This window comes from Cupriavidus sp. C3SS-1 (assembly GCF_057073755.1).
The window spans coordinates 2,209,981-2,228,107 of sequence record NZ_CP172699.1 but is presented as its reverse complement, the minus strand read 5'-3'; the positions used below and the strand labels follow the sequence as shown (position 1 = coordinate 2,228,107).

The following is an 18,127-nucleotide window of genomic DNA, read 5'->3' as shown; positions in this document are numbered from 1 at the left end:
TTGCCCGGCGTCCGCTGGCCGCGCCACCCGCATCACCGTCAAATTTGCGCCCCTTGCCCCGAGGCAAGGCCGCTGACCTGAAGAGTCCAGACATGTACGACCTGCCCGATTCCCGTGGCCATTTCGGCCCTTATGGCGGCACCTTCGTCTCCGAGACGCTGGTCCACGCGCTCGATGAACTGCGCGAGGCCTATGCCCACTACCAGAAAGATCCGGAGTTCGATGCCGAATTCCGTCGTGAACTGAAGCACTTTGTCGGCCGCCCGTCGCCGATCTACCACGCGCAGCGCTGGAGCGAGCTGCTCGGCGGCGCCCAGGTCTATCTCAAGCGCGAAGACCTGAACCACACCGGCGCCCACAAGATCAACAACGTGATCGGCCAGGCGCTGCTTGCGAAGCGCATGGGCAAGAAGCGCGTGATCGCCGAGACCGGCGCCGGCCAGCACGGCGTGGCCACGGCCACCATTGCCGCGCGTTTCGGCATGGAATGCGTGGTCTATATGGGCTCGGAGGACGTCAAGCGCCAGGCCGCCAACGTCTATCGCATGAAGCTGCTGGGCGCCACCGTGGTGCCGGTGGAAAGCGGCTCGCGCACGCTCAAGGACGCGCTCAACGAAGCCATGCGCGACTGGGTGACCAACGTCGAGAGCACCTTCTACATCATCGGCACTGTCGCCGGCCCGCACCCCTACCCGATGATGGTGCGCGATTTCCAGTGCGTGATCGGCGAGGAAGCCAAGGTGCAGATGCCCGAAATGACCGGCCGCCAGCCGGATGCCGTGATCGCCTGCGTGGGCGGCGGCTCCAATGCGATGGGCATCTTCTACCCGTATATCGAGCACAAGGACGTGCAGCTGATCGGCGTGGAAGCAGCAGGCGATGGCCTGGATACCGGCCGACATGCGGCCTCGCTGACCGGCGGCACGCCCGGCGTGCTGCACGGCAATCGCACCTACCTGCTGCAGGACGAGAACGGCCAGATCATCGAGACGCATTCGGTGTCGGCTGGCCTCGACTATCCGGGCGTCGGACCCGAGCATGCCTGGCTCAAGGACATCGGCCGCGCGCAGTACGTGCCGATCACCGATGAAGAGGCCCTCAAGGCTTTCCACGACTGCTGCCGCATCGAGGGCATCATCCCGGCGCTGGAATCGAGCCACGCCATTGCCTATGCATGCAAGCTGGCGCCAACGCTGCCCAAGGACAAGTTGTTGCTGGTGAACCTGTCCGGCCGCGGCGACAAGGACATGCATACCGTGGCCGAACGTTCGGGGCTCAAGCTCTGATGCGCGCGCTGCCACCTTCCGCACCTTCGGAACTGGCCCTGGGCGGGGCTTCGGACCTGCCCGGCGCGGCGGACGCGCCCGCGCTGCAGCTGTTCCAGGAAGACATGTTCGAGGGCATTGCGCGCCTGCCGGATGGTTCGGTCGACCTCATCGTCGCCGATCCGCCCTACGGGCTGGGCAAGGACTACGGCAATGACTCCGACCTGCTCTCCGGCCAGGCCTACCTGGAGTGGTCCGAGCGCTGGATGGATGCCGTCTGCCCCAAGCTGTCGCCCAAGGGCACGCTGTACCTGTTCTGCACCTGGCAGTACTCGCCCGAGTTGTTTGTCATGCTCAAGCGCCGCCTGACCATGATCAACGAGATCATCTGGGACCGCCGTGTGCCGAGCATGGGCGGCACCACGCGCAAGTACTCGTCGGTGCACGACAACATTGGCTTTTTCGCCAAGGCGCGCGACTACTACTTCGACCTGGACCCGGTGCGCATCCCGTATGACCCGGAGACCAAGAAGGCGCGCAGCCGCCCGCGTTTCGAAGGCAAGAAGTGGCTCGAGATGGGCTACAACCCCAAGGACCTGTGGAGCATCTCGCGCATCCACCGGCAAGACCCGGAACGCGCCAACCATCCCACGCAGAAGCCGCTGGAGATTGTCGAGCGCATGGTGCTGTCGAGCTGTCCGCCGGGCGGCCTGGTGCTGGATCCGTTCGCCGGCAGCGGCACGACCGCCGTGGCGTGCCTGCGCCACGGGCGGCGCTTCGCGGGCTTCGAGATCAATCCCGAGTATGTCGAGGTGGCTCGCGGACGCGTGGCAGCGGCCGTGCAACTGGCCAGGTCCGAGGCGGACCGCAACCCAACATCGGCGGCTGCCAATGACGAGGATTCGTCGGCGCAGCGGCCTCACCTGATTCCCTGATATGTCCCGCATCCAGAAGACATTCGCGGCGCTGGCCGCGCAGAACAAGAAGGGCCTGATTCCGTTCATCACCGCTGGCGACCCGGAACCGGGCCTGACCGTGGCCCTGATGCACGCGCTCGTTGCCGGCGGCGCCGACGTGATCGAGCTCGGCGTGCCGTTTTCCGATCCGATGGCCGATGGCCCGGTGATCCAGCGTGCTTCCGAGCGCGCACTGGCCAGTGGCGTGTCGCTCACGCAGGTGCTGCAGTGGGTGCGTGAATTCCGCCAGACCAATGCCGACACGCCGGTCGTGCTGATGGGCTATGCCAATCCGATCGAGCGCATGGGCGAAGCCGCCTTTGCCGGTGCCGCGCGCGACGCGGGCGTGGATGGCGTGCTGGTGGTCGACTACCCGCCCGAGGAGTGCGAGTCCTTCGCCGCGCTGATGCGCGACAACGGCATCGACCCGATCTTCCTGCTCGCACCGACCTCCACCGACGACCGCATCGCGGCCGTGGGCAAGGTGGCGAGCGGCTATGTCTACTATGTCTCGCTCAAGGGCGTGACCGGCTCTGCAACGCTCGACCTGGACAGCGTGGCGGCGCGCATGCCGCTGATCAAGAAGCACGTCAACCTGCCGGTCGGCGTGGGTTTCGGCATCCGCGATGCGGAAACCGCGCGCGCCATCAGCGGCGTGTCCGACGCCGTGGTGATCGGCAGCCGGCTTGTGCAGCTGCTCGAAGACGCACCGCGAGCCCAGGCGGTCGAGTCGCTGCGCTCGTTCATTGCCGGGATTCGCCAGGCCATGGACGCCTGAAGTGATCCATTGCCGGCTTAAGGACTGCTAAAAAGTGCCGAAGCGTGCGCCTGATGCGCGTTCTGCTTCGGCTGATCCTTGTCGGCATGGTAAATTCCCGGGTTGATTCCCTGTCGTTGCCCTGGCTATCGCCGGGCCGATGCGTAATGTTCGTCATGCAATCGTCATGCCGTCGCGCACGGTGAACGGCAGTCATCCGAAAGGAGCTTTCATGAGCTGGTTGGATAAACTCCTGCCCCCAAAGATTCAACAGACCGACCCCCGTACCCGCAAGGGCATTCCCGAGGGGCTGTGGGTCAAGTGCCCGTCGTGCGAGTCCACCCTGTACCGGACCGACGTCGAGGCCAACCTGCACGTCTGCCCGAAGTGCGACCATCATATGCGGATCAGCGCGCGTGCGCGCCTGGATGCGCTGCTCGATGCCGAAGGCCGTTATGAGATCGGCCAGGAAATCGTGCCGGTGGATGCCCTCAAGTTCAAGGACAGCAAGAAGTACCCCGACCGCATCAAGGCGGCCATGGATGACACCGGCGAGACCGATGCCATGGTCGTGATGGGCGGTGCCATCCACACCATTCCGGTGGTGGCAAGCTGCTTCGAGTTCGAATTCATGGGCGGCTCGATGGGCTCCGTGGTCGGCGAGCGCTTCGTGCGCGGTGCCCAGGCGGCGCTGGAGCAGAAGGTGCCGTTCATCTGCTTTACCGCCACGGGCGGTGCGCGCATGCAGGAAAGCCTGCTGTCGCTGCTGCAGATGGCCAAGACCACGGCCATGCTGAACCAGCTGTCCGCGTCGAAGCTGCCGTTCATCAGCGTGCTCACCGACCCGACCATGGGCGGCGTGTCCGCGAGCTTCGCGTTCCTGGGCGACGTGGTGATCGCCGAGCCCAAGGCGCTGATCGGCTTTGCCGGCCCGCGCGTGATCGAGCAGACCGTGCGCGAAAAGCTGCCGGAAGGCTTCCAGCGTTCGGAGTTCCTGGTGCAGAAGGGCGCCATCGACATGATCGTCGACCGCCGCAAGATGCGCGCCGAGCTGGCGCAACTGCTTGCGCTGCTGCAGAAGCAGCCCGCGGACGCGGTCGCGTAAAAGCGCATCGGTGGACCAGGCAAGGGCGCGGGCGGTTGACGCGCCTTTTGCTTTTGCTGGCGCCACCGCGCAACAGCGAACTTGACTTTCAGGCCGGCTGGCCAAATCTAGTAGCAAAGCCTCTTCACCCCCCTCATGCCTGTCTTCCACACCCTTCCCGAATGGCTCGCCCATCTCGAAACTGCCCATCCCGTGGGCATCGACATGGGCCTGACCCGCATCACGCGCGTCAAGGAAGCGCTGGGCCTGCGCATCGATGCCGTGGTGTTCACGGTTGGCGGCACCAACGGCAAGGGCTCAACCTGCGCCATGCTGGAGCGCATCCTGCTGGAGGCGGGCTACAAGGTGGGCTGCCATACGTCGCCGCACCTGGTGTCGTTCAATGAGCGCGCCCGCATCAATGGCGAGTTCGCCACGGACGCGCAACTGCTGCCGCACTTCGAAGCGGTGGAACGCGCCCGCACGAGCTTTGCCGATCCGGTGAGCCTGACGTACTTCGAGTTCACCACGCTCGCCATCATCCATATGTTTGCGGCGGCCGGGCTCGATGCCATGGTGCTGGAAGTGGGGCTGGGGGGCCGGCTCGACGCCGTCAACGTGATCGACACGGACTGCGCGGTCATCACCAGCGTCGATATCGATCACACGCAATACCTCGGCGACACGCGCGAGAAGATCGGCTTCGAGAAGGCCGGCATCTTCCGTCCTGGCGTGCCGGCGATCTGCGGCGACCCGGTGCCGCCGCAATCGCTGGTGGACCACGCCGAGGCGATCGGCGCCGACCTGTGGCTGGTCGGGCGCGATTTCCGGCACCAGGCCGCCAAGGGCCAGGAACGCCAGCAGTGGGACTGGAGCGGGCGCGAGCGCAAGCTCAACGGCCTCGGCTATCCCGCGCTGCGCGGCGCCAACCAGCTGCTGAATGCGTCGGCGGCGCTGGCTGCGCTGCAGGCCATGCGTCCGCAGCTGCCCGTCAGCGCGCAGGAAGTCCGCAATGGCCTGGCCTTCGTCGAACTGCCGGGGCGCTTCCAGGTCCTGCCCGGGCGGCCGGCAGTGATCCTCGACGTGGCGCATAACCCGCATGCGGCGGCCACGCTGGGGCAGAACATGGAGAACATGGGCTTCTTCCGCTATACCTACGCGGTGTTCGGCGCCATGCAGGACAAGGATCTCGCGGGGGTGCTGAGCCAGGTTGCCGACAAGGTCGACCACTGGTGCCTGTGCGACCTGCCGACCGAGCGTGCCGCTACCGCCGCCGATTTGCTGCTGAAGCTTGAAGAGGGCGGTTTCCAGGCGGGGCCGGACGCCACGGCGGCCTGCTTTTCCAGCCCCGAGGCGGCTTACAGGGATGCCATCGAGAGAGCGACCGAGAATGATAGAATTCTGGTCTTCGGATCGTTCTATACCGTTGCCGGCGTGATGGCTTACCGCGCCACGCAGGCAAACTAGCGGTACCGCCGCCGGTACGATCGTTGCAGCGCAACGGTCGTGCGGCAATCGAGCGACAAACCAGCGGTCGACACCGACTCAACACGGACGGCCGCCGCACCGAACCAATCTATGGGCCTGCTTTCGCTGTTTTCTTCCCGCAAGGGCAACGACCCGGCACCCGAGCGTGCGCGTCGCCAGCGCACCGATCCTGGTGCAGGCATCGCCTCGTCGCGCCGGCTGGCGGAGGAATATGCCGATGACACGCTGGATCCCGAGTTCCCGCAGAAGCAGCGCGCACGCCGCCGTCTGATCGGCGCCGTGGTGCTGGTGGTGGCCGCCGTCATCGTGCTGCCCATCATCTTCGAAACCAAGCCGCGCCCGGTCTCCGACGATGTGTCGGTAAAGGTCTCGGGCGGCCAGGCCGCGCAGAAGCCGAAGGTCGAAGCCCGCAAGGCCGAGCCGCTGCCGCCGGCCCCGCAATCCCAGCAGGCCCGCGGCGAAGGCGCCGAAGCGCTCGATGCCGGCGAGGAGCTCGTAAGCACGCCTGCAAAGCCTGCCGCGGCGGCGGAAAAGCCTGCTGCCCGTGCGGACGCCAAGCCCGCCGAAGCCAAGACCGCCGAGGCCAAGCCGCAAGGCAGCGGCAAGTACCTGATCCTGATTGGCGCCTTCTCTTCGGAAGAGCGGGCGAAGAACTGGCTGGCCAAGCTCAAGGCGAGCAAGGTGCCGGCGTATGTGGAAAAGAAAGTGCTGGCCGATGGCGAGCGAATCCTGCTGCGCGCGGGCCCCTTCAATGACCGGGATGCCGCCGATGCCGCCGACAAGCGCGTGCGCGCGGTCGGCCTGACGTCGAAGGTGGTGGAACAGTAAGCCCGTGTGGCCGCGCGTGGCGCGGCCGCCAGCAACGATGCAGCCGACTTTCTTCGACTACGCAGTCGTCTTCACCCTGCTTGCTTCCGGCCTGATCGGCGTGCTGCGCGGACTGGTCCGCGAGGTGCTGTCGCTGATCGGCTGGGTCGTGGCATTCTGGGTGGCCTATCGCTTTGGCGGCGTGGCCGCGGGCTGGATGCCCGAGTCGCTGCCCGGCGGCGAAATCGCGCGCCATGCGCTCGGCTTTATCACCTTGCTGATCGGCACCGTGATCGGCGCGGCGCTGGCGGGCACGGTGATCGGCCAGTTGCTGGAGAGCACCGGGCTGAAGCCGGCGGATCGCGGGCTCGGGCTGGTGTTCGGGCTGCTGCGCGGCGCGCTGCTGGTGATGCTGCTGGTCACGCTGGCCGGCCTGACGAAATTGCCGGAAGAGGAATTCTGGCGCGACGCGGTGAGCCGCCCTTATGTGATGCAGGCCATGGAATCGCTGAAGCCATGGCTGCCACCGGAGCTGGCGAAGTACGTCAAGACATGACATTAGGCCTGGCACCCATGCCTGGCCGGTACGAAACGCAAGCCGTGTCCTAAGGACAAGGCTGCGCCCCTGAATCAAAGCCTTTCCCTGGGAGCTTGGCATGTGCGGTATCGTCGGCGTGGTCTCCACCTCGCCTGTCAACCAATTGATTTACGACAGCCTGCTGTTGTTGCAACACCGCGGACAGGATGCTGCCGGCATCGCCACCGCCAACGGCAGTACCTTCCACATGCACAAGGCCAACGGCCTCGTGCGCGACGTGTTCCGCACGCGCAATATGCGCGGCTTGCCCGGCACGGCTGGTATCGGCCAGGTCCGCTACCCGACCGCGGGCTCGGCATCGAGCGAAGAAGAGGCGCAGCCCTTCTACGTCAACGCGCCGTACGGCATCATCCTGTCGCACAACGGCAACCTGACCAACTGGCAGCAGCTGCGCGAAGAGATGTTCCGCCGCGATCGCCGCCACATCAACACGCACTCGGACACCGAGGTGCTGCTGAACGTGCTGGCCGACGAGCTGCAACGTGCCAGCCATGGCATGGCGCTGGAACCCGAGACCATCTTCACAGCCGTTGCCGGTATGCACCGCCGTGTGAAGGGCTCGTACGCCATTGCCGCGCAGATCGCGGGCTACGGCATGCTGGCCGTGCGCGACCCATTCGGCATCCGCCCGCTGTGCCTGGGCAGCGTGGACACGCCGAGCGGCAAGGAGTGGATGGTGGCGTCCGAGTCGGTGGCGCTGGAAGGCATCGGCTACCGCCTGGAGCGCGATGTGGCGCCCGGTGAAGCCATCTTCATCGACCTCGACGGCAAGCTGCACAGCAAGCAGTGCGCGGACAATCCCGTGCTGACGCCGTGTATCTTCGAATACGTCTACCTGGCGCGCCCGGATTCCTGCATCGACGGCGTTCCCGTCTATGACGCACGCCTGCGCATGGGCGATTACCTGGCCGAGAAGATCCGCCAGGAAGTCTCGGCCGGCGACATCGACGTGGTCATGCCGATTCCCGATTCCAGCCGCCCGGCCGCCATGCAGGTGGCCAACCGGCTGGGCGTCGGCTACCGCGAAGGCTTTTTCAAGAACCGCTACGTGGGCCGCACGTTCATCATGCCGGGCCAGGCGGTGCGCAAGAAGTCGGTGCGCCAGAAGCTCAACGCCATGGGCGTGGAGTTCAAGGGCAAGAACGTGCTGATCGTCGATGACTCGATCGTGCGCGGTACCACTTCGTTCGAAATCGTGCAGATGGCGCGCGACGCGGGCGCCAACAAGGTGATCTTTGCCTCGGCCGCGCCGCCGGTGAAGTACCCGAACGTGTACGGCATCGACATGCCGACGCGCAGCGAGCTGGTGGCCCATGGCCGCACGCACGAAGAGATCGCGAAGATCATCGGCGCCGACAAGCTCGTGTACCAGGACGTGGAGGCGATGAAGCAGGCCGTACGCGACATCAACCCTGCGCTCAAGGACTTCGACGCTTCGTGCTTCGACGGCCGCTATATCACCGGCGACATCGACGAAGCCTACCTGGAACGCCTGGAAACCGCGCGCAGCCAGGCCGACCGCGAAGGCACCGGCGACATGGAGCGCTCGCAACTGCACCTGCAGCGTTCGGGCGGCAACGAGTAAGCCGCGCCGGCCCCGCGTGCGTTGACGAATGCGAGGCCCGGCCGTAACATGGCCGGGCGTCGATTTGAAGGTCAGCTTGCGGACGCGGGTCCTGCCCGAAACAGCTAAAGAGATAGCCGTCAGAGGATTGCCGTCAGAAGGGAAACAAGCGGCTGTAGCCGCGCAATCCCGAGTCAATCCCAAGGTATCCGCAGAACACGCAAGCCCGTCGATCCGACCACCCGATCGCACGGGCTTTTTTCATGGCCGGCTGCTTTGCCGCCGGTTTGTTGGAACCACTGCATTCACGCGGGTACGACCGCGCCATCAGCATGAACGAACCGCTCAATCCTGAATCGCTTGGCATCGATACCCTCGGCGTGCGCGCCGGCACGCTGCGCAGCGAATACATGGAGCACTCCGAGGCGATGTACCTGACCTCGAGCTTCTGCTTCAACAGCGCCGCCGAAGCCGCGGAACGCTTCGCCAACTCGGAAGAGGGCTTCACCTATTCGCGCTTCACCAACCCGACGGTGTCGATGTTCCAGTCGCGCCTGGCGGCGCTGGAGGGCGCGGAGTCCTGCATGGCGACTGCCTCGGGCATGAGCGCTATCCTCTCGGTGGTGATGTCGCTGATGCAGGCGGGCGATCACCTGGTGAGCTCGCGCGCGATCTTCGGCTCGACCATGACGATGTTCGGGAATATCTTCGCGAAGTTCGGCATCGAGACCACCTTCGTCGATCCGGCGGATCTGAACGCATGGCGCGCGGCGGTGCGGCCGACCACGAAGATGTTCTTCCTGGAAACCCCGTCGAATCCGCTCACCGAAGTGGCCGACATCGCCGCCGTGGCCGAGATCGCCCACGATGCCGGCGCGCAGCTCGTCGTCGACAACTGCTTCTGTTCGCCGGCGCTGCAGCAGCCGATCAAGTTCGGCGCGGATATCGTGGTGCATTCGGCCACCAAGCATATCGACGGACAAGGCCGCGTGCTGGGCGGCGCGGTGGTCGGCACGCGCGACTTCATCATGGGCAAGGTATTCCCGTTCGTGCGCACCGCCGGCCCGACGCTGTCCGCTTTCAACGCCTGGGTGCTGCTCAAAGGCATGGAAACGCTGGCCATCCGAATGGAGCGGCATTCCCTCAACGCGCTCGCGCTGGCAGAGTTCCTGGAATCGCATCCTGCCGTGGCGCGCGTGTTCCACCCCGCGCTCAAGTCGCATCCGCAGCACGAGATCGCCATGCGCCAGCAGAGCGGCGGTGGCGCTATCGTGTCGTTCGAACTGAAAGGCGCCACGCCCGAGCAGCAGCGCGCGAATGCCTGGCGCGTGATCGACAACACGCGGCTGTGCTCGATCACCGGCAACCTCGGCGACACGCGTACCACGATCACGCATCCGTACACGACCACGCATGCGCGCGTCACGCCCGAAGCCAAGGCGGCTGCGGGCGTCGGCGAAGGGCTGATTCGACTGGCGGTGGGGCTGGAGTCGGTGGCCGACCTGAAGGCCGACCTGCTGCGCGGACTGGGCGAGTAAGAGGACTGCGTGGTGCCGGCTCAGGGCACCTGGGCCGGTGTCTCGCTATCGCTGCCGGCCACGGCCTTGACGCCGGCTTTGGTCACGTCATAGGTTGCTCCGACCGCCGTCGAAGCAACGCTGACGGCGGCAGAGCCTACGGTCGCCACGGTCGATACGGCTGCGCTGCCAACGGCCACGGTTGCCCCAACGACGCTGCATCCCGCAAGCGTGACGCCAGCCAATACGGCGCCGGTGACGCAGACGGCCAGATGTAAAGGGCGGGGAGAACCGGAAAACGAAAACGGCATGCAGGGCGGCCCGGCGGGCATATGGATAAGCGCCGGGTCATCGGGCCCGGGCAACCGGCCGCTGGCGCATCTCAGCGCAGCAAGCGGCGCCGCAACAGTACCAGCGAAAGCACCAGCGCGACAATGGCGTAAGCGGCCAGCACCGCGATATGCAGTCCGGCGTTGTCGACCGGACGTGCGAGCATCAGCGGCCGGATCAGCGCCACCGCATGCGCGAGGGGCAGGACATTGGTGGCCGCGCGTGCGCCCTCCGGCAACTGTTCAAGCGGAAAGAAGACACCCGAGAGCAGCAGCATCGGGGTGATGACCAGCGTCTGGTAGAACATGAAGAAGTCATAGCCGGGGGCCAGCGCCGTCACGATCATCGCCAGGCTGGCGAACGTGATGCCCGCCAGCACGATCACCGGCAGCGCGAGCAGCGCTCCCGGCATGTGCGCATATCCCAACGCTCCCGCCACCAGCATGATGGCGAGCCCCGACAGAACGGCCTTGCTGGCTGCCCACAGGATCTCTCCGAGCACCACGTCGCCGAGGGTCAGCGGCGCATGCATGATCGCTTCCCACGTGCGCTGCACGTGCATGCGCGAGAAAGCCGAATACATGGACTCGAAGCTGGCCGACATCATCACGCTCGATGCCGTGGTGCCAGCCGCGAGAAAGGCAATATACGGAACCCCATGCACCTGCCCGACCAGCAGGCCAAGCCCGATCCCCAGGCCGAACAGGTAGATCATCGGGTCGGCCAGGTTGCCGATCATCGATGGCAGTGCCAGCTTCTTCCACACCATGTAGTTGCGGTACCAGACCATCATCCAGTTGCGCAGGTTGCGGGGCAGCACCGGCTGCCGATAGTGCTGCCGCGGTTCGGTGCCCTGGCGGGCGTGGCCGACCTCTGCGGTGGCCGCTTCCTGGCGCGGATCCTGTTCGCTCATGTCAGTCCCTCATCTCGCGGCCGGTCAGCTTGAGGAACACGTCCTCGAGGTTGGCCGGCCGGTGCAGGTAGCGTACGCCGCTCTGGCCGTGCAGGGCGGCCAGCAGCGGGGCGGGCTCGCGCACGTAGCAGAAGAGCGTCTCGCCGCTCATTTCGGTGCGCTCGGCCAGCGGTGTCAGGCTGCCGCGCAGCGTGTCGAGCTCATCGCCATAGACTTCGACCACGTCGCACCCGATCTGGCTGTCGATCAACTCGTGCGGCTTGCCTTCGGCAATCTTGCGGCCGCCGTCGATCACGCACAGGTAGTTGCACAGGCGCTCGGCCTCTTCCATGAAGTGCGTGGTCAGCAGGATGGTCTTGCCGCTGGCCATCAGCGATTTCAGCCGCTCCCAGATCAGGTGCCGGGCCTGCGGGTCGAGCCCCGTGGTGGGCTCGTCCATGATCAGCAGGTCGGGGTCGTTGATCAGCGCGCGGGCCACCGTCAGGCGCCGGCGCATGCCGCCGGACAGGTCGCGCACCTGGGCATTGGCACGGTTCTCCAGTCGCGCGAATTCGAGCAGGGCAGGTACGCGCTGCGCGATCACGGCCGAGGGCAGGCCAAAGTAACGGCCGAAAATGCGCAGGTTCTCGATGACCGAGAAATCCGGGTCGAGGTTGTCGAACTGCGGCACCACGCCCACGCGCATGCGCGCCTGCGGTGCGCGCTCGGGAATCGGTTCGCCGCAGAGCGTCAGCGAGCCGCCTGCCGGTGTGGTCAGGCCCAGCAGCAGCCGTAGCGTCGTGGTCTTGCCGGCACCGTTGGGCCCGAGCAGCCCGAAGCACTGGCCGCGATGCACCTGCAGGTCCAAGTCGTTGACGACGACCGTATCGCCGTATTGCTTGCGCACCTTGCGCAACTCCAGGATGGCAGTCAAGGCAGGAAGACGGTTGGCGCGCCGGCGGGCGCAATATCCGCCATTATGCCGGTCATCGCCACGCATGACCGGTGCTGCGCTGCACTATGCCCCGGGGGTGCTTCAGCGTGGTGGCGTGAAACGTGCGTACATAAAAAAACCGCCAGCATGCTGGCGGTTTTTTTATGGTGCGAACCGAATCAGTACATCTTCTTCGGCAGCATCTGCATGCGCAGGCGCTTGCGCAGGCGCGCTTCGGCAGCCTTTTTCTTACGCTTGCGCTCGGTCGTGGGCTTTTCGTAGGCGGTGCGGCTCTTCAGCTCGACGATCAGGCCAGTCTGCAGAATGGAGCGGCGGAAGCGACGCATTGCAACTTCAACCGGCTCACCGGGTTTCAAGACGATCTTGGTCAATTCAGTCCTTTAGGGGATGGCTGCCGCGCAAGCGGCTGGTTCAAACGAGGGGAAACTGCGGCCGCCGGGGCGGCTGGTATTGCACACGGGGCAGACACTGCCCTGTATGCACCCCCGCGAACCTGAAAGATGTGGACCGGTGAGTCCGTGCAACCAGTGTCAGGGGTGATAGCGCCGGGTTCCTTATGCATCGGGAGCCTGGCAGTACCGGTTTCCGTAAAAAGCTATACGCCCGTAACTATGGCACGTATACGACGCAAATGTCAAGAACGTGCCGTGATTCGGAGGCATCGCGCGCTACGCGTTACCAGTAATGTGGCCCGTGAATCGCCCCCGGAGCCGTGATGCCGACTTCAGGGCGGTGCCAGCCAAGGCCGTGAATTTACACCAGGTTATGCCGCGGCGGGAATTCTCGGCCGTCCTGCGTCTTTATAGGTTCTTTATATCGGCTTCCGGTCTTTCTACCCCGTTTTTAGGTGCCGATCCATAAGCTTCCCGGTGTCAGTCACTCCTGGATCGATTGTCATGGACGGGTTCTTCCTCATCGCCTTGATCGTATTGGCTGCCGCCAGCGCGGCATTGCTATGGCTGTGCGCCGCCTTGGGCGCCAATGAGGCGAAAGCCGCCGCCGGGCATGATGGACTGCACAACGATGCCGCGCCCGGCAACCAAAGCGCTGCCGGCAGGGGGCTGTGATGGATTGGGCCGATCTGTTGAGCGGCGCAGTGGCCGCGCTGATTTTCATCTACCTCCTGATCGCGCTGTTCCGCCCGGAGAAATTCTGATGTCAACCGAATTCCTGGGCCTGCTGGCCCTGTACCTGGCAATCCTGTTCGCCTTCGCGCCATTCCTCGGCCGCTATATGCGGCGCGCGATGGAGGACGGCGCGTATAGGCTGACCGCCTGGGGGCGTCCGCTCGAACGCTTGCTTTACAGGCTCGCCGGCGTCCGCGCCGATGCCGGGATGGGCTGGAAGCAGTACGCGATTGCCGTGCTTGCGTTCAACCTGCTCGGGGTGGTCGCGGTCTACGCGCTGCAACGGCTGCAGGGCTACCTGCCGCTCAATCCGCAAGGCTTCGGCGCCGTGTCGCCCGACTCGGCGTTCAATACCGCCATCAGCTTTGTCGCCAACACCAACTGGCAGGGCTACGCGGGCGAGTCGACGATGAGCTACCTGACGCAGATGCTGGCGCTCACGGTGCAGAACTTCGTCTCCGCTGCGACCGGCATCGCGGTGGTGTTCGCGCTGATCCGCGGCTTTGCGCGCCAGCGCAGCGCGACCATCGGCAACTTCTGGGTCGATATGACGCGCAGCACGCTGTACGTGCTGCTGCCGATCGCGACCGTGATTGCGCTGGCGCTGGTCAGCCAGGGTGTGATCCAGAACTTCGACGGCTACAAGGAAGTCAGCCTGGTGACGCCGGTCGAGTACAGCCAGCCCAAGGTCGATGCAGCCGGGCAGCCGGTGCTCGACACACAGGGCAAGCCGCTCACGGAAGACCTGAAGACGGACAAACAGATTCTGGCCATGGGCCCGGTAGCCTCACAGGAAGCCATCAAGATGCTGGGCACCAACGGTGGCGGCTTCTTCAACGCGAACTCGGCGCACCCGTACGAGAACCCGAACGCACTCGCCAACCTGATCGAGATGCTGGCCATCTTCCTGATCCCGGCAGCGCTGTGTTTCACCTTTGGCGAGATGGTGAAGGACCGGCGCCAGGGCGTGGCGGTGCTCGCTTCGATGACGGTGATCTTCGTGGCCATGGCATGTGTGGCCTCGATGTCCGAGTTGCACCTGAACGCTGCCCTCGCCGGACTACCGATCGATCACGCGGCTTCCGCACTGCAGGCCGGCGGCAACATGGAAGGCAAGGAAACGCGCTTCGGCATGGCGGCGTCGGCGCTGTTCGCCACCATCACCACTGCCGCTTCGTGCGGCGCGGTCAATGCGATGCATGACTCCTTCACCGCCATCGGCGGCCTGGTACCGATGCTGCTGATGCAGCTCGGCGAAGTCGTGTTCGGCGGCGTCGGCTCGGGCCTCTACGGCATGCTCGTGTACGCGGTGCTGGCGGTGTTCATCGCCGGCCTGATGATCGGGCGCACGCCGGAATACCTGGGCAAGAAGATCGAGGCGTACGAGATGAAGATGGCCGCCGTGGCGATCCTGGTCACGCCACTGCTGGTGCTGCTTGGCACGTCGATCGCAGTGATGACCGAGACGGGCAGGGCGGGCGTGTTCAACCCCGGCACGCACGGCTTCAGCGAGATCCTCTATGCACTGTCTTCTGCGGCCAACAACAACGGCAGCGCCTTTGCCGGCCTGTCCGCCAACACGCCGTTCTACAACACCCTGCTTGCCGCGGCGATGTGGTTCGGCCGCTTCTGGATCATCATCCCCGTCCTCGCGCTGGCCGGCTCGCTGGCGGCGAAGAAGCGGCTGCCGGTCACGCCCGGCACCATGCCTACACATGGCGCGCTGTTCGTGGTGCTGCTGGTCGGCTCGGTGCTGATGGTAGGCGCGCTGACCTATGTCCCGGCCCTGGCACTGGGGCCCGTTGCCGAGCAGCTGCAGGGCGCAGTGACGGCGATTGCCAAGTAAGCGTATTGCGGAGAAACGCATGCAACAAGAATCCATGGCGACGCAGAGCAAGGCTGGCGGCGCCGCATCCAGCGCCCATGCATCGGCGGCAACGTCCATGACGCCTGCGAGCGTTGCCATCCAGGCGCCCGGCCAGCATCATCGTCCTCCACGGCGCGGCATGTTCGCGCCCGAGCTGGTCAGACCGGCTCTGGTGGCCGCACTGAAGAAGCTGTCGCCGCGCGAGCAACTGCGCAACCCGGTGATGTTCGTGGTGTACGTGGCCAGCATCCTGACAACCATCCTGTTCCTCAAGTCGCTGGCCGCGCCTGCCGCGGCGGGTGGGGAAAGTGCCGGCTTTATCCTTGCCATCTCGGTCTGGCTCTGGTTCACGGTGCTGTTCGCCAACTTTGCCGAAGCGCTGGCGGAAGGCCGCAGCAAGCAGCAGGCCGAATCGCTGCGCGGACTGAAGACCACCGCCGTGGCGCGCGTGCTGGTGGACGGCAAGCGGGGCGGCGCGACGCAAACGCGCGCGGCCACCACCTTGCGGCGCGGCGATATCGTGCTGGCCCAGGCCGGAGACATGATCCCCGGCGATGGCGAAGTCATCGAGGGCGTGGCGTCGGTGGACGAGAGCGCCATTACCGGCGAATCCGCGCCGGTGATCCGCGAATCGGGTGGCGATTTTTCGTCGGTGACCGGCGGCACGCGCGTGCTGTCGGACTGGATCGTGATACGCATCACCACCAATCCGGGCGAAAGCTTCATCGACCGCATGATCGGCATGGTCGAGGGCGCCAAGCGGCAGAAGACGCCCAATGAACTGGCATTGACGATCCTGCTGGTGGGCCTGACCATCGTGCTGCTGCTGGCCACCGCCACGCTGCTGCCGTTCTCGCTCTACAGCGTGCTGGTTACCAGGGCCGGCCTTCCGGTGACGATCACCGTGCTGGTCGCATTGCTGGTGTGCCTGATCCCGACGACGATCGGCGGGCTGCTATCGGCCATCGGCGTCGCCGGCATGAGCCGCATGATGGAGGCGAACGTCATTGCCACCTCGGGCCGCGCGGTGGAAGCCGCGGGCGACGTGGATGTGCTGCTGCTCGACAAGACCGGCACCATTACCCACGGCAATCGCCAGGCCTCGCGCTTCTTGCCCGCACCGGGCATCGCGGCTGAGCCGCTGGCACAGGCGGCATGGCTGTCTTCGCTTGCCGACGAGACGCCGGAAGGGCGCAGCATCGTGACGCTCGCGCGCCAGCAGCAGGGTGTTGCCGCACCCGACATGGCAGTGCTACGGCCGGTGTTCATCCCGTTCGCGGCGCAGACGCGCATGAGCGGCGTGGACCTGCGCAATGGCGACGGCGAGCGCATCGTGCGCAAGGGCGCTGCTGATGCTGTGCGCCGTTTCGTGACCGAGCGCGCCGGCAAGTTTCCCGAGGCTGTGATGCAGGCAGTAGACGATGTGGCCCGCGCGGGCAGCACGCCTCTGGTGGTGGCAGAGGCAGCCGACGGCAACGTACGTGTGCTGGGCGTGGTGGAACTCAAGGACATCGTCAAGACCGGTATCCGCGAGCGCTTCGCCGAGCTGCGCAAGATGGGCATCAAGACCGTGATGATCACCGGCGACAACCGGCTGACCGCGGCGACCATCGCAGCCGAAGCCGGTGTCGATGACTTCCTTGCCGAAGCGACGCCAGAGGCCAAGCTCAAGCTGATTCGCCAGTACCAGGGCGAGGGCCGCCTCGTGGCGATGACCGGTGACGGCACCAATGATGCGCCGGCGCTGGCCCAGGCCGATGTCGCGGTGGCGATGAACAGCGGCACGCAGGCGGCGAAAGAGGCCGGCAATATGGTCGACCTCGACAGCAACCCGACCAAGCTGATCGAGATCGTCGAGATCGGCAAGCAGATGCTGATGACGCGCGGATCGCTCACGACGTTCAGCGTGGCCAACGACGTGGCCAAGTACTTCGCCATCATCCCGGCCGCGTTTGTCACCACCTACCCGCAGCTGAACCTGCTGAACGTGATGGGACTGACCACGCCGTCGTCGGCCATCATGTCGGCCGTGATCTTCAACGCGCTGATCATCGTGGCGCTGATACCGCTGGCGCTCCGGGGCGTGGCCTACCGGCCGCTCGGCGCGGCGGTGCTGCTGCGTCGCAACCTTCTGGTCTATGGTCTCGGCGGCATCCTGGTGCCCTTTGCCGGGATCAAGCTGATCGACATGGTGCTGGCCCTGCTGGGCTGGGTCTGAGCATACCTTTGCATAGAGAAGGCATTCATGAATACGCACATGCAATCCACGCAGCCAGCCCCAGTCGAGCCGCAGCAAGGAGGGCTGCTGCGGCCGGCGCTGGTCGTCTTCATCGCGCTGTCGCTGCTGACGGGTTTGCTGTACCCCAGCGTGATCACCGCAATATCGCAAGTGGTGTTCCAGAAGCAGGCAGGCGGCTCGCTGATCGTCAAGGACGGCAAAGCCGTCGGCTCGGCGCTGATCGGCCAACCTTTTTCGGACCCGAAGTATTTCTGGGGCCGCCTGTCGGCGACGGCGCCCATGCCCTATAACGCGGCGGCATCCGCCGGTTCCAATTTCGGGCCGACCAACCCCGCCCTGACCTATGCCGCGCGCGCACGCATCGATGCCCTGCGCGCGGCGGACCCGGACAACAAGGCGGCGGTACCGGCCGATCTTGTCACGGCCTCCGGCAGCGGACTGGATCCGCACATCAGCCTGGCGGCAGCCGATTACCAGGTATCGCGCGTGGCGCGCCTGCGCGGATTGGCGCCGGAGGCGGTGCGGGAATTGATCCGTGCGAACACGGAGTCGCCGTTGCTGGCCGTGCTGGGTGACCCCGGCGTCAATGTGCTCGAGCTGAACCTGGCGCTGGATGCGGCCTCCGGAAAATAGGCCGGCAATGCGGGCGCGCTTTCGCGCGCGTGGCACAATCCGACCGTG

The 18,127-nt window shown here is 65.5% G+C and carries 18 protein-coding genes; 14 read left to right on the top strand and 4 right to left on the bottom strand.

What is annotated here, in order from left to right; genetic code table 11:
• Positions 1-92 precede the first annotated feature (92 nt).
• The 9 genes from trpB to ACIGJC_RS10320 all read left to right on the top strand — a co-directional run bounded on the left by trpB (position 93) and on the right by ACIGJC_RS10320 (position 10,057).
• Positions 93-1,286, top strand: coding sequence for a tryptophan synthase subunit beta (trpB, locus tag ACIGJC_RS10360; RefSeq protein ID WP_483708688.1), 1,194 nt, complete (start codon positions 93-95; stop codon positions 1,284-1,286).
• Entirely contained in the window at positions 1,286-2,200 is a 915-nt protein-coding gene (locus ACIGJC_RS10355) for a DNA-methyltransferase (RefSeq protein ID WP_483708687.1), read from the top strand. Before trpB ends, ACIGJC_RS10355 begins: the two co-directional genes overlap by 1 nt.
• Position 2,201: 1 nt before the next feature.
• Complete coding sequence (trpA, locus tag ACIGJC_RS10350; RefSeq protein ID WP_483708686.1) at positions 2,202-2,999, top strand: tryptophan synthase subunit alpha; 798 nt, start codon at positions 2,202-2,204, stop codon at positions 2,997-2,999.
• 211 nt (positions 3,000-3,210) lie between these two features.
• Complete coding sequence (accD, locus tag ACIGJC_RS10345) at positions 3,211-4,083, top strand: acetyl-CoA carboxylase, carboxyltransferase subunit beta (RefSeq protein ID WP_483708685.1); 873 nt, start codon at positions 3,211-3,213, stop codon at positions 4,081-4,083.
• 135 nt (positions 4,084-4,218) lie between these two features.
• Positions 4,219-5,529, top strand: coding sequence for a bifunctional tetrahydrofolate synthase/dihydrofolate synthase (gene folC / locus ACIGJC_RS10340; protein WP_483708684.1), 1,311 nt, complete (start codon positions 4,219-4,221; stop codon positions 5,527-5,529).
• Positions 5,530-5,640: 111 nt separating this feature from the next.
• A complete protein-coding gene (locus tag ACIGJC_RS10335) occupies positions 5,641-6,378 on the top strand; it encodes an SPOR domain-containing protein (protein ID WP_483708683.1) in 738 nt (245 codons plus the stop codon).
• A gap of 37 nt (positions 6,379-6,415) precedes the next feature.
• Positions 6,416-6,913 (top strand): CvpA family protein, encoded by a 498-nt coding sequence (locus ACIGJC_RS10330; protein WP_483708682.1) that lies wholly within the window; start codon positions 6,416-6,418, stop codon positions 6,911-6,913.
• Positions 6,914-7,013: 100 nt separating this feature from the next.
• Positions 7,014-8,540, top strand: coding sequence for an amidophosphoribosyltransferase (gene purF, locus ACIGJC_RS10325; RefSeq protein ID WP_483708681.1), 1,527 nt, complete (start codon positions 7,014-7,016; stop codon positions 8,538-8,540).
• Between the two features lie 311 nt (positions 8,541-8,851).
• The gene (locus tag ACIGJC_RS10320; protein ID WP_483708680.1) at positions 8,852-10,057 is read left to right on the top strand and encodes an O-succinylhomoserine sulfhydrylase; all 1,206 of its coding nucleotides are present in this window, start codon (positions 8,852-8,854) and stop codon (positions 10,055-10,057) included.
• A 20-nt stretch (positions 10,058-10,077) separates the two neighbouring features.
• On the opposite strand, the gene ACIGJC_RS10315 is transcribed toward ACIGJC_RS10320, so the two are convergent.
• The 4 genes from ACIGJC_RS10315 to rpsU all read right to left on the bottom strand — a co-directional run bounded on the left by ACIGJC_RS10315 (position 10,078) and on the right by rpsU (position 12,584).
• Positions 10,078-10,236, bottom strand: a complete 159-nt coding sequence (locus ACIGJC_RS10315; RefSeq protein WP_483708679.1) for a hypothetical protein — start codon at positions 10,234-10,236, stop codon at positions 10,078-10,080.
• 182 nt (positions 10,237-10,418) lie between these two features.
• Complete coding sequence (locus ACIGJC_RS10310; protein ID WP_483708678.1) at positions 10,419-11,279, bottom strand: ABC transporter permease; 861 nt, start codon at positions 11,277-11,279, stop codon at positions 10,419-10,421.
• A gap of 1 nt (position 11,280) precedes the next feature.
• Complete coding sequence (nodI, locus tag ACIGJC_RS10305) at positions 11,281-12,192, bottom strand: nodulation factor ABC transporter ATP-binding protein NodI (RefSeq protein WP_483708677.1); 912 nt, start codon at positions 12,190-12,192, stop codon at positions 11,281-11,283.
• Positions 12,193-12,371: 179 nt separating this feature from the next.
• The gene (gene rpsU / locus ACIGJC_RS10300) at positions 12,372-12,584 is read right to left on the bottom strand and encodes a 30S ribosomal protein S21 (RefSeq protein ID WP_211948988.1); all 213 of its coding nucleotides are present in this window, start codon (positions 12,582-12,584) and stop codon (positions 12,372-12,374) included.
• A gap of 525 nt (positions 12,585-13,109) precedes the next feature.
• Between rpsU and ACIGJC_RS10295 the strand changes: the two genes are divergently transcribed.
• From ACIGJC_RS10295 to kdpC, 5 genes are read left to right on the top strand one after another with little or no spacing between them, the layout of a single operon-like run.
• On the top strand, positions 13,110-13,280 hold the full coding sequence (locus tag ACIGJC_RS10295) for a hypothetical protein (protein ID WP_483708676.1): 171 nt from the start codon (positions 13,110-13,112) through the stop codon (positions 13,278-13,280).
• Positions 13,280-13,369 carry a K(+)-transporting ATPase subunit F gene (gene kdpF, locus ACIGJC_RS10290; RefSeq protein WP_483708675.1) on the top strand — a complete coding sequence of 30 codons (90 nt, stop codon included), beginning with the start codon at positions 13,280-13,282 and terminating at the stop codon, positions 13,367-13,369. The genes ACIGJC_RS10295 and kdpF overlap by 1 nt, the downstream gene beginning before the upstream one ends.
• Positions 13,369-15,186 carry a potassium-transporting ATPase subunit KdpA gene (gene kdpA, locus ACIGJC_RS10285; RefSeq protein WP_483708674.1) on the top strand — a complete coding sequence of 606 codons (1,818 nt, stop codon included), beginning with the start codon at positions 13,369-13,371 and terminating at the stop codon, positions 15,184-15,186. The genes kdpF and kdpA overlap by 1 nt, the downstream gene beginning before the upstream one ends.
• Before the next feature lie 19 nt (positions 15,187-15,205).
• On the top strand, positions 15,206-17,425 hold the full coding sequence (kdpB, locus tag ACIGJC_RS10280; RefSeq protein ID WP_483708673.1) for a potassium-transporting ATPase subunit KdpB: 2,220 nt from the start codon (positions 15,206-15,208) through the stop codon (positions 17,423-17,425).
• Positions 17,426-17,452: 27 nt separating this feature from the next.
• A complete protein-coding gene (gene kdpC / locus ACIGJC_RS10275; protein ID WP_483708672.1) occupies positions 17,453-18,079 on the top strand; it encodes a potassium-transporting ATPase subunit KdpC in 627 nt (208 codons plus the stop codon).
• The last annotated feature ends 48 nt before the right edge of the window (positions 18,080-18,127 follow it).

What these genes read in the sequence shown, in the direction of transcription:
- accD (WP_483708685.1), top strand. Translation starts at nt 3,211, where the DNA reads ATGAGCTGGTTGGATAAACTCCTGCCCCCAAAGATTCAACAGACCGAC.
- kdpB (WP_483708673.1), top strand. Translation starts at nt 15,206, where the DNA reads ATGCAACAAGAATCCATGGCGACGCAGAGCAAGGCTGGCGGCGCCGCA.
- folC (WP_483708684.1), top strand. Translation starts at nt 4,219, where the DNA reads ATGCCTGTCTTCCACACCCTTCCCGAATGGCTCGCCCATCTCGAAACT.
- ACIGJC_RS10295 (WP_483708676.1), top strand. Translation starts at nt 13,110, where the DNA reads ATGGACGGGTTCTTCCTCATCGCCTTGATCGTATTGGCTGCCGCCAGC.
- trpB (WP_483708688.1), top strand. Translation starts at nt 93, where the DNA reads ATGTACGACCTGCCCGATTCCCGTGGCCATTTCGGCCCTTATGGCGGC.
- ACIGJC_RS10330 (WP_483708682.1), top strand. Translation starts at nt 6,416, where the DNA reads ATGCAGCCGACTTTCTTCGACTACGCAGTCGTCTTCACCCTGCTTGCT.
- ACIGJC_RS10355 (WP_483708687.1), top strand. Translation starts at nt 1,286, where the DNA reads ATGCGCGCGCTGCCACCTTCCGCACCTTCGGAACTGGCCCTGGGCGGG.
- ACIGJC_RS10320 (WP_483708680.1), top strand. Translation starts at nt 8,852, where the DNA reads ATGAACGAACCGCTCAATCCTGAATCGCTTGGCATCGATACCCTCGGC.
- kdpF (WP_483708675.1), top strand. Translation starts at nt 13,280, where the DNA reads ATGGATTGGGCCGATCTGTTGAGCGGCGCAGTGGCCGCGCTGATTTTC.
- ACIGJC_RS10310 (WP_483708678.1), bottom strand. Translation starts at nt 11,279, where the DNA reads ATGAGCGAACAGGATCCGCGCCAGGAAGCGGCCACCGCAGAGGTCGGC.
- trpA (WP_483708686.1), top strand. Translation starts at nt 2,202, where the DNA reads ATGTCCCGCATCCAGAAGACATTCGCGGCGCTGGCCGCGCAGAACAAG.
- ACIGJC_RS10335 (WP_483708683.1), top strand. Translation starts at nt 5,641, where the DNA reads ATGGGCCTGCTTTCGCTGTTTTCTTCCCGCAAGGGCAACGACCCGGCA.
- kdpA (WP_483708674.1), top strand. Translation starts at nt 13,369, where the DNA reads ATGTCAACCGAATTCCTGGGCCTGCTGGCCCTGTACCTGGCAATCCTG.
- purF (WP_483708681.1), top strand. Translation starts at nt 7,014, where the DNA reads ATGTGCGGTATCGTCGGCGTGGTCTCCACCTCGCCTGTCAACCAATTG.
- kdpC (WP_483708672.1), top strand. Translation starts at nt 17,453, where the DNA reads ATGAATACGCACATGCAATCCACGCAGCCAGCCCCAGTCGAGCCGCAG.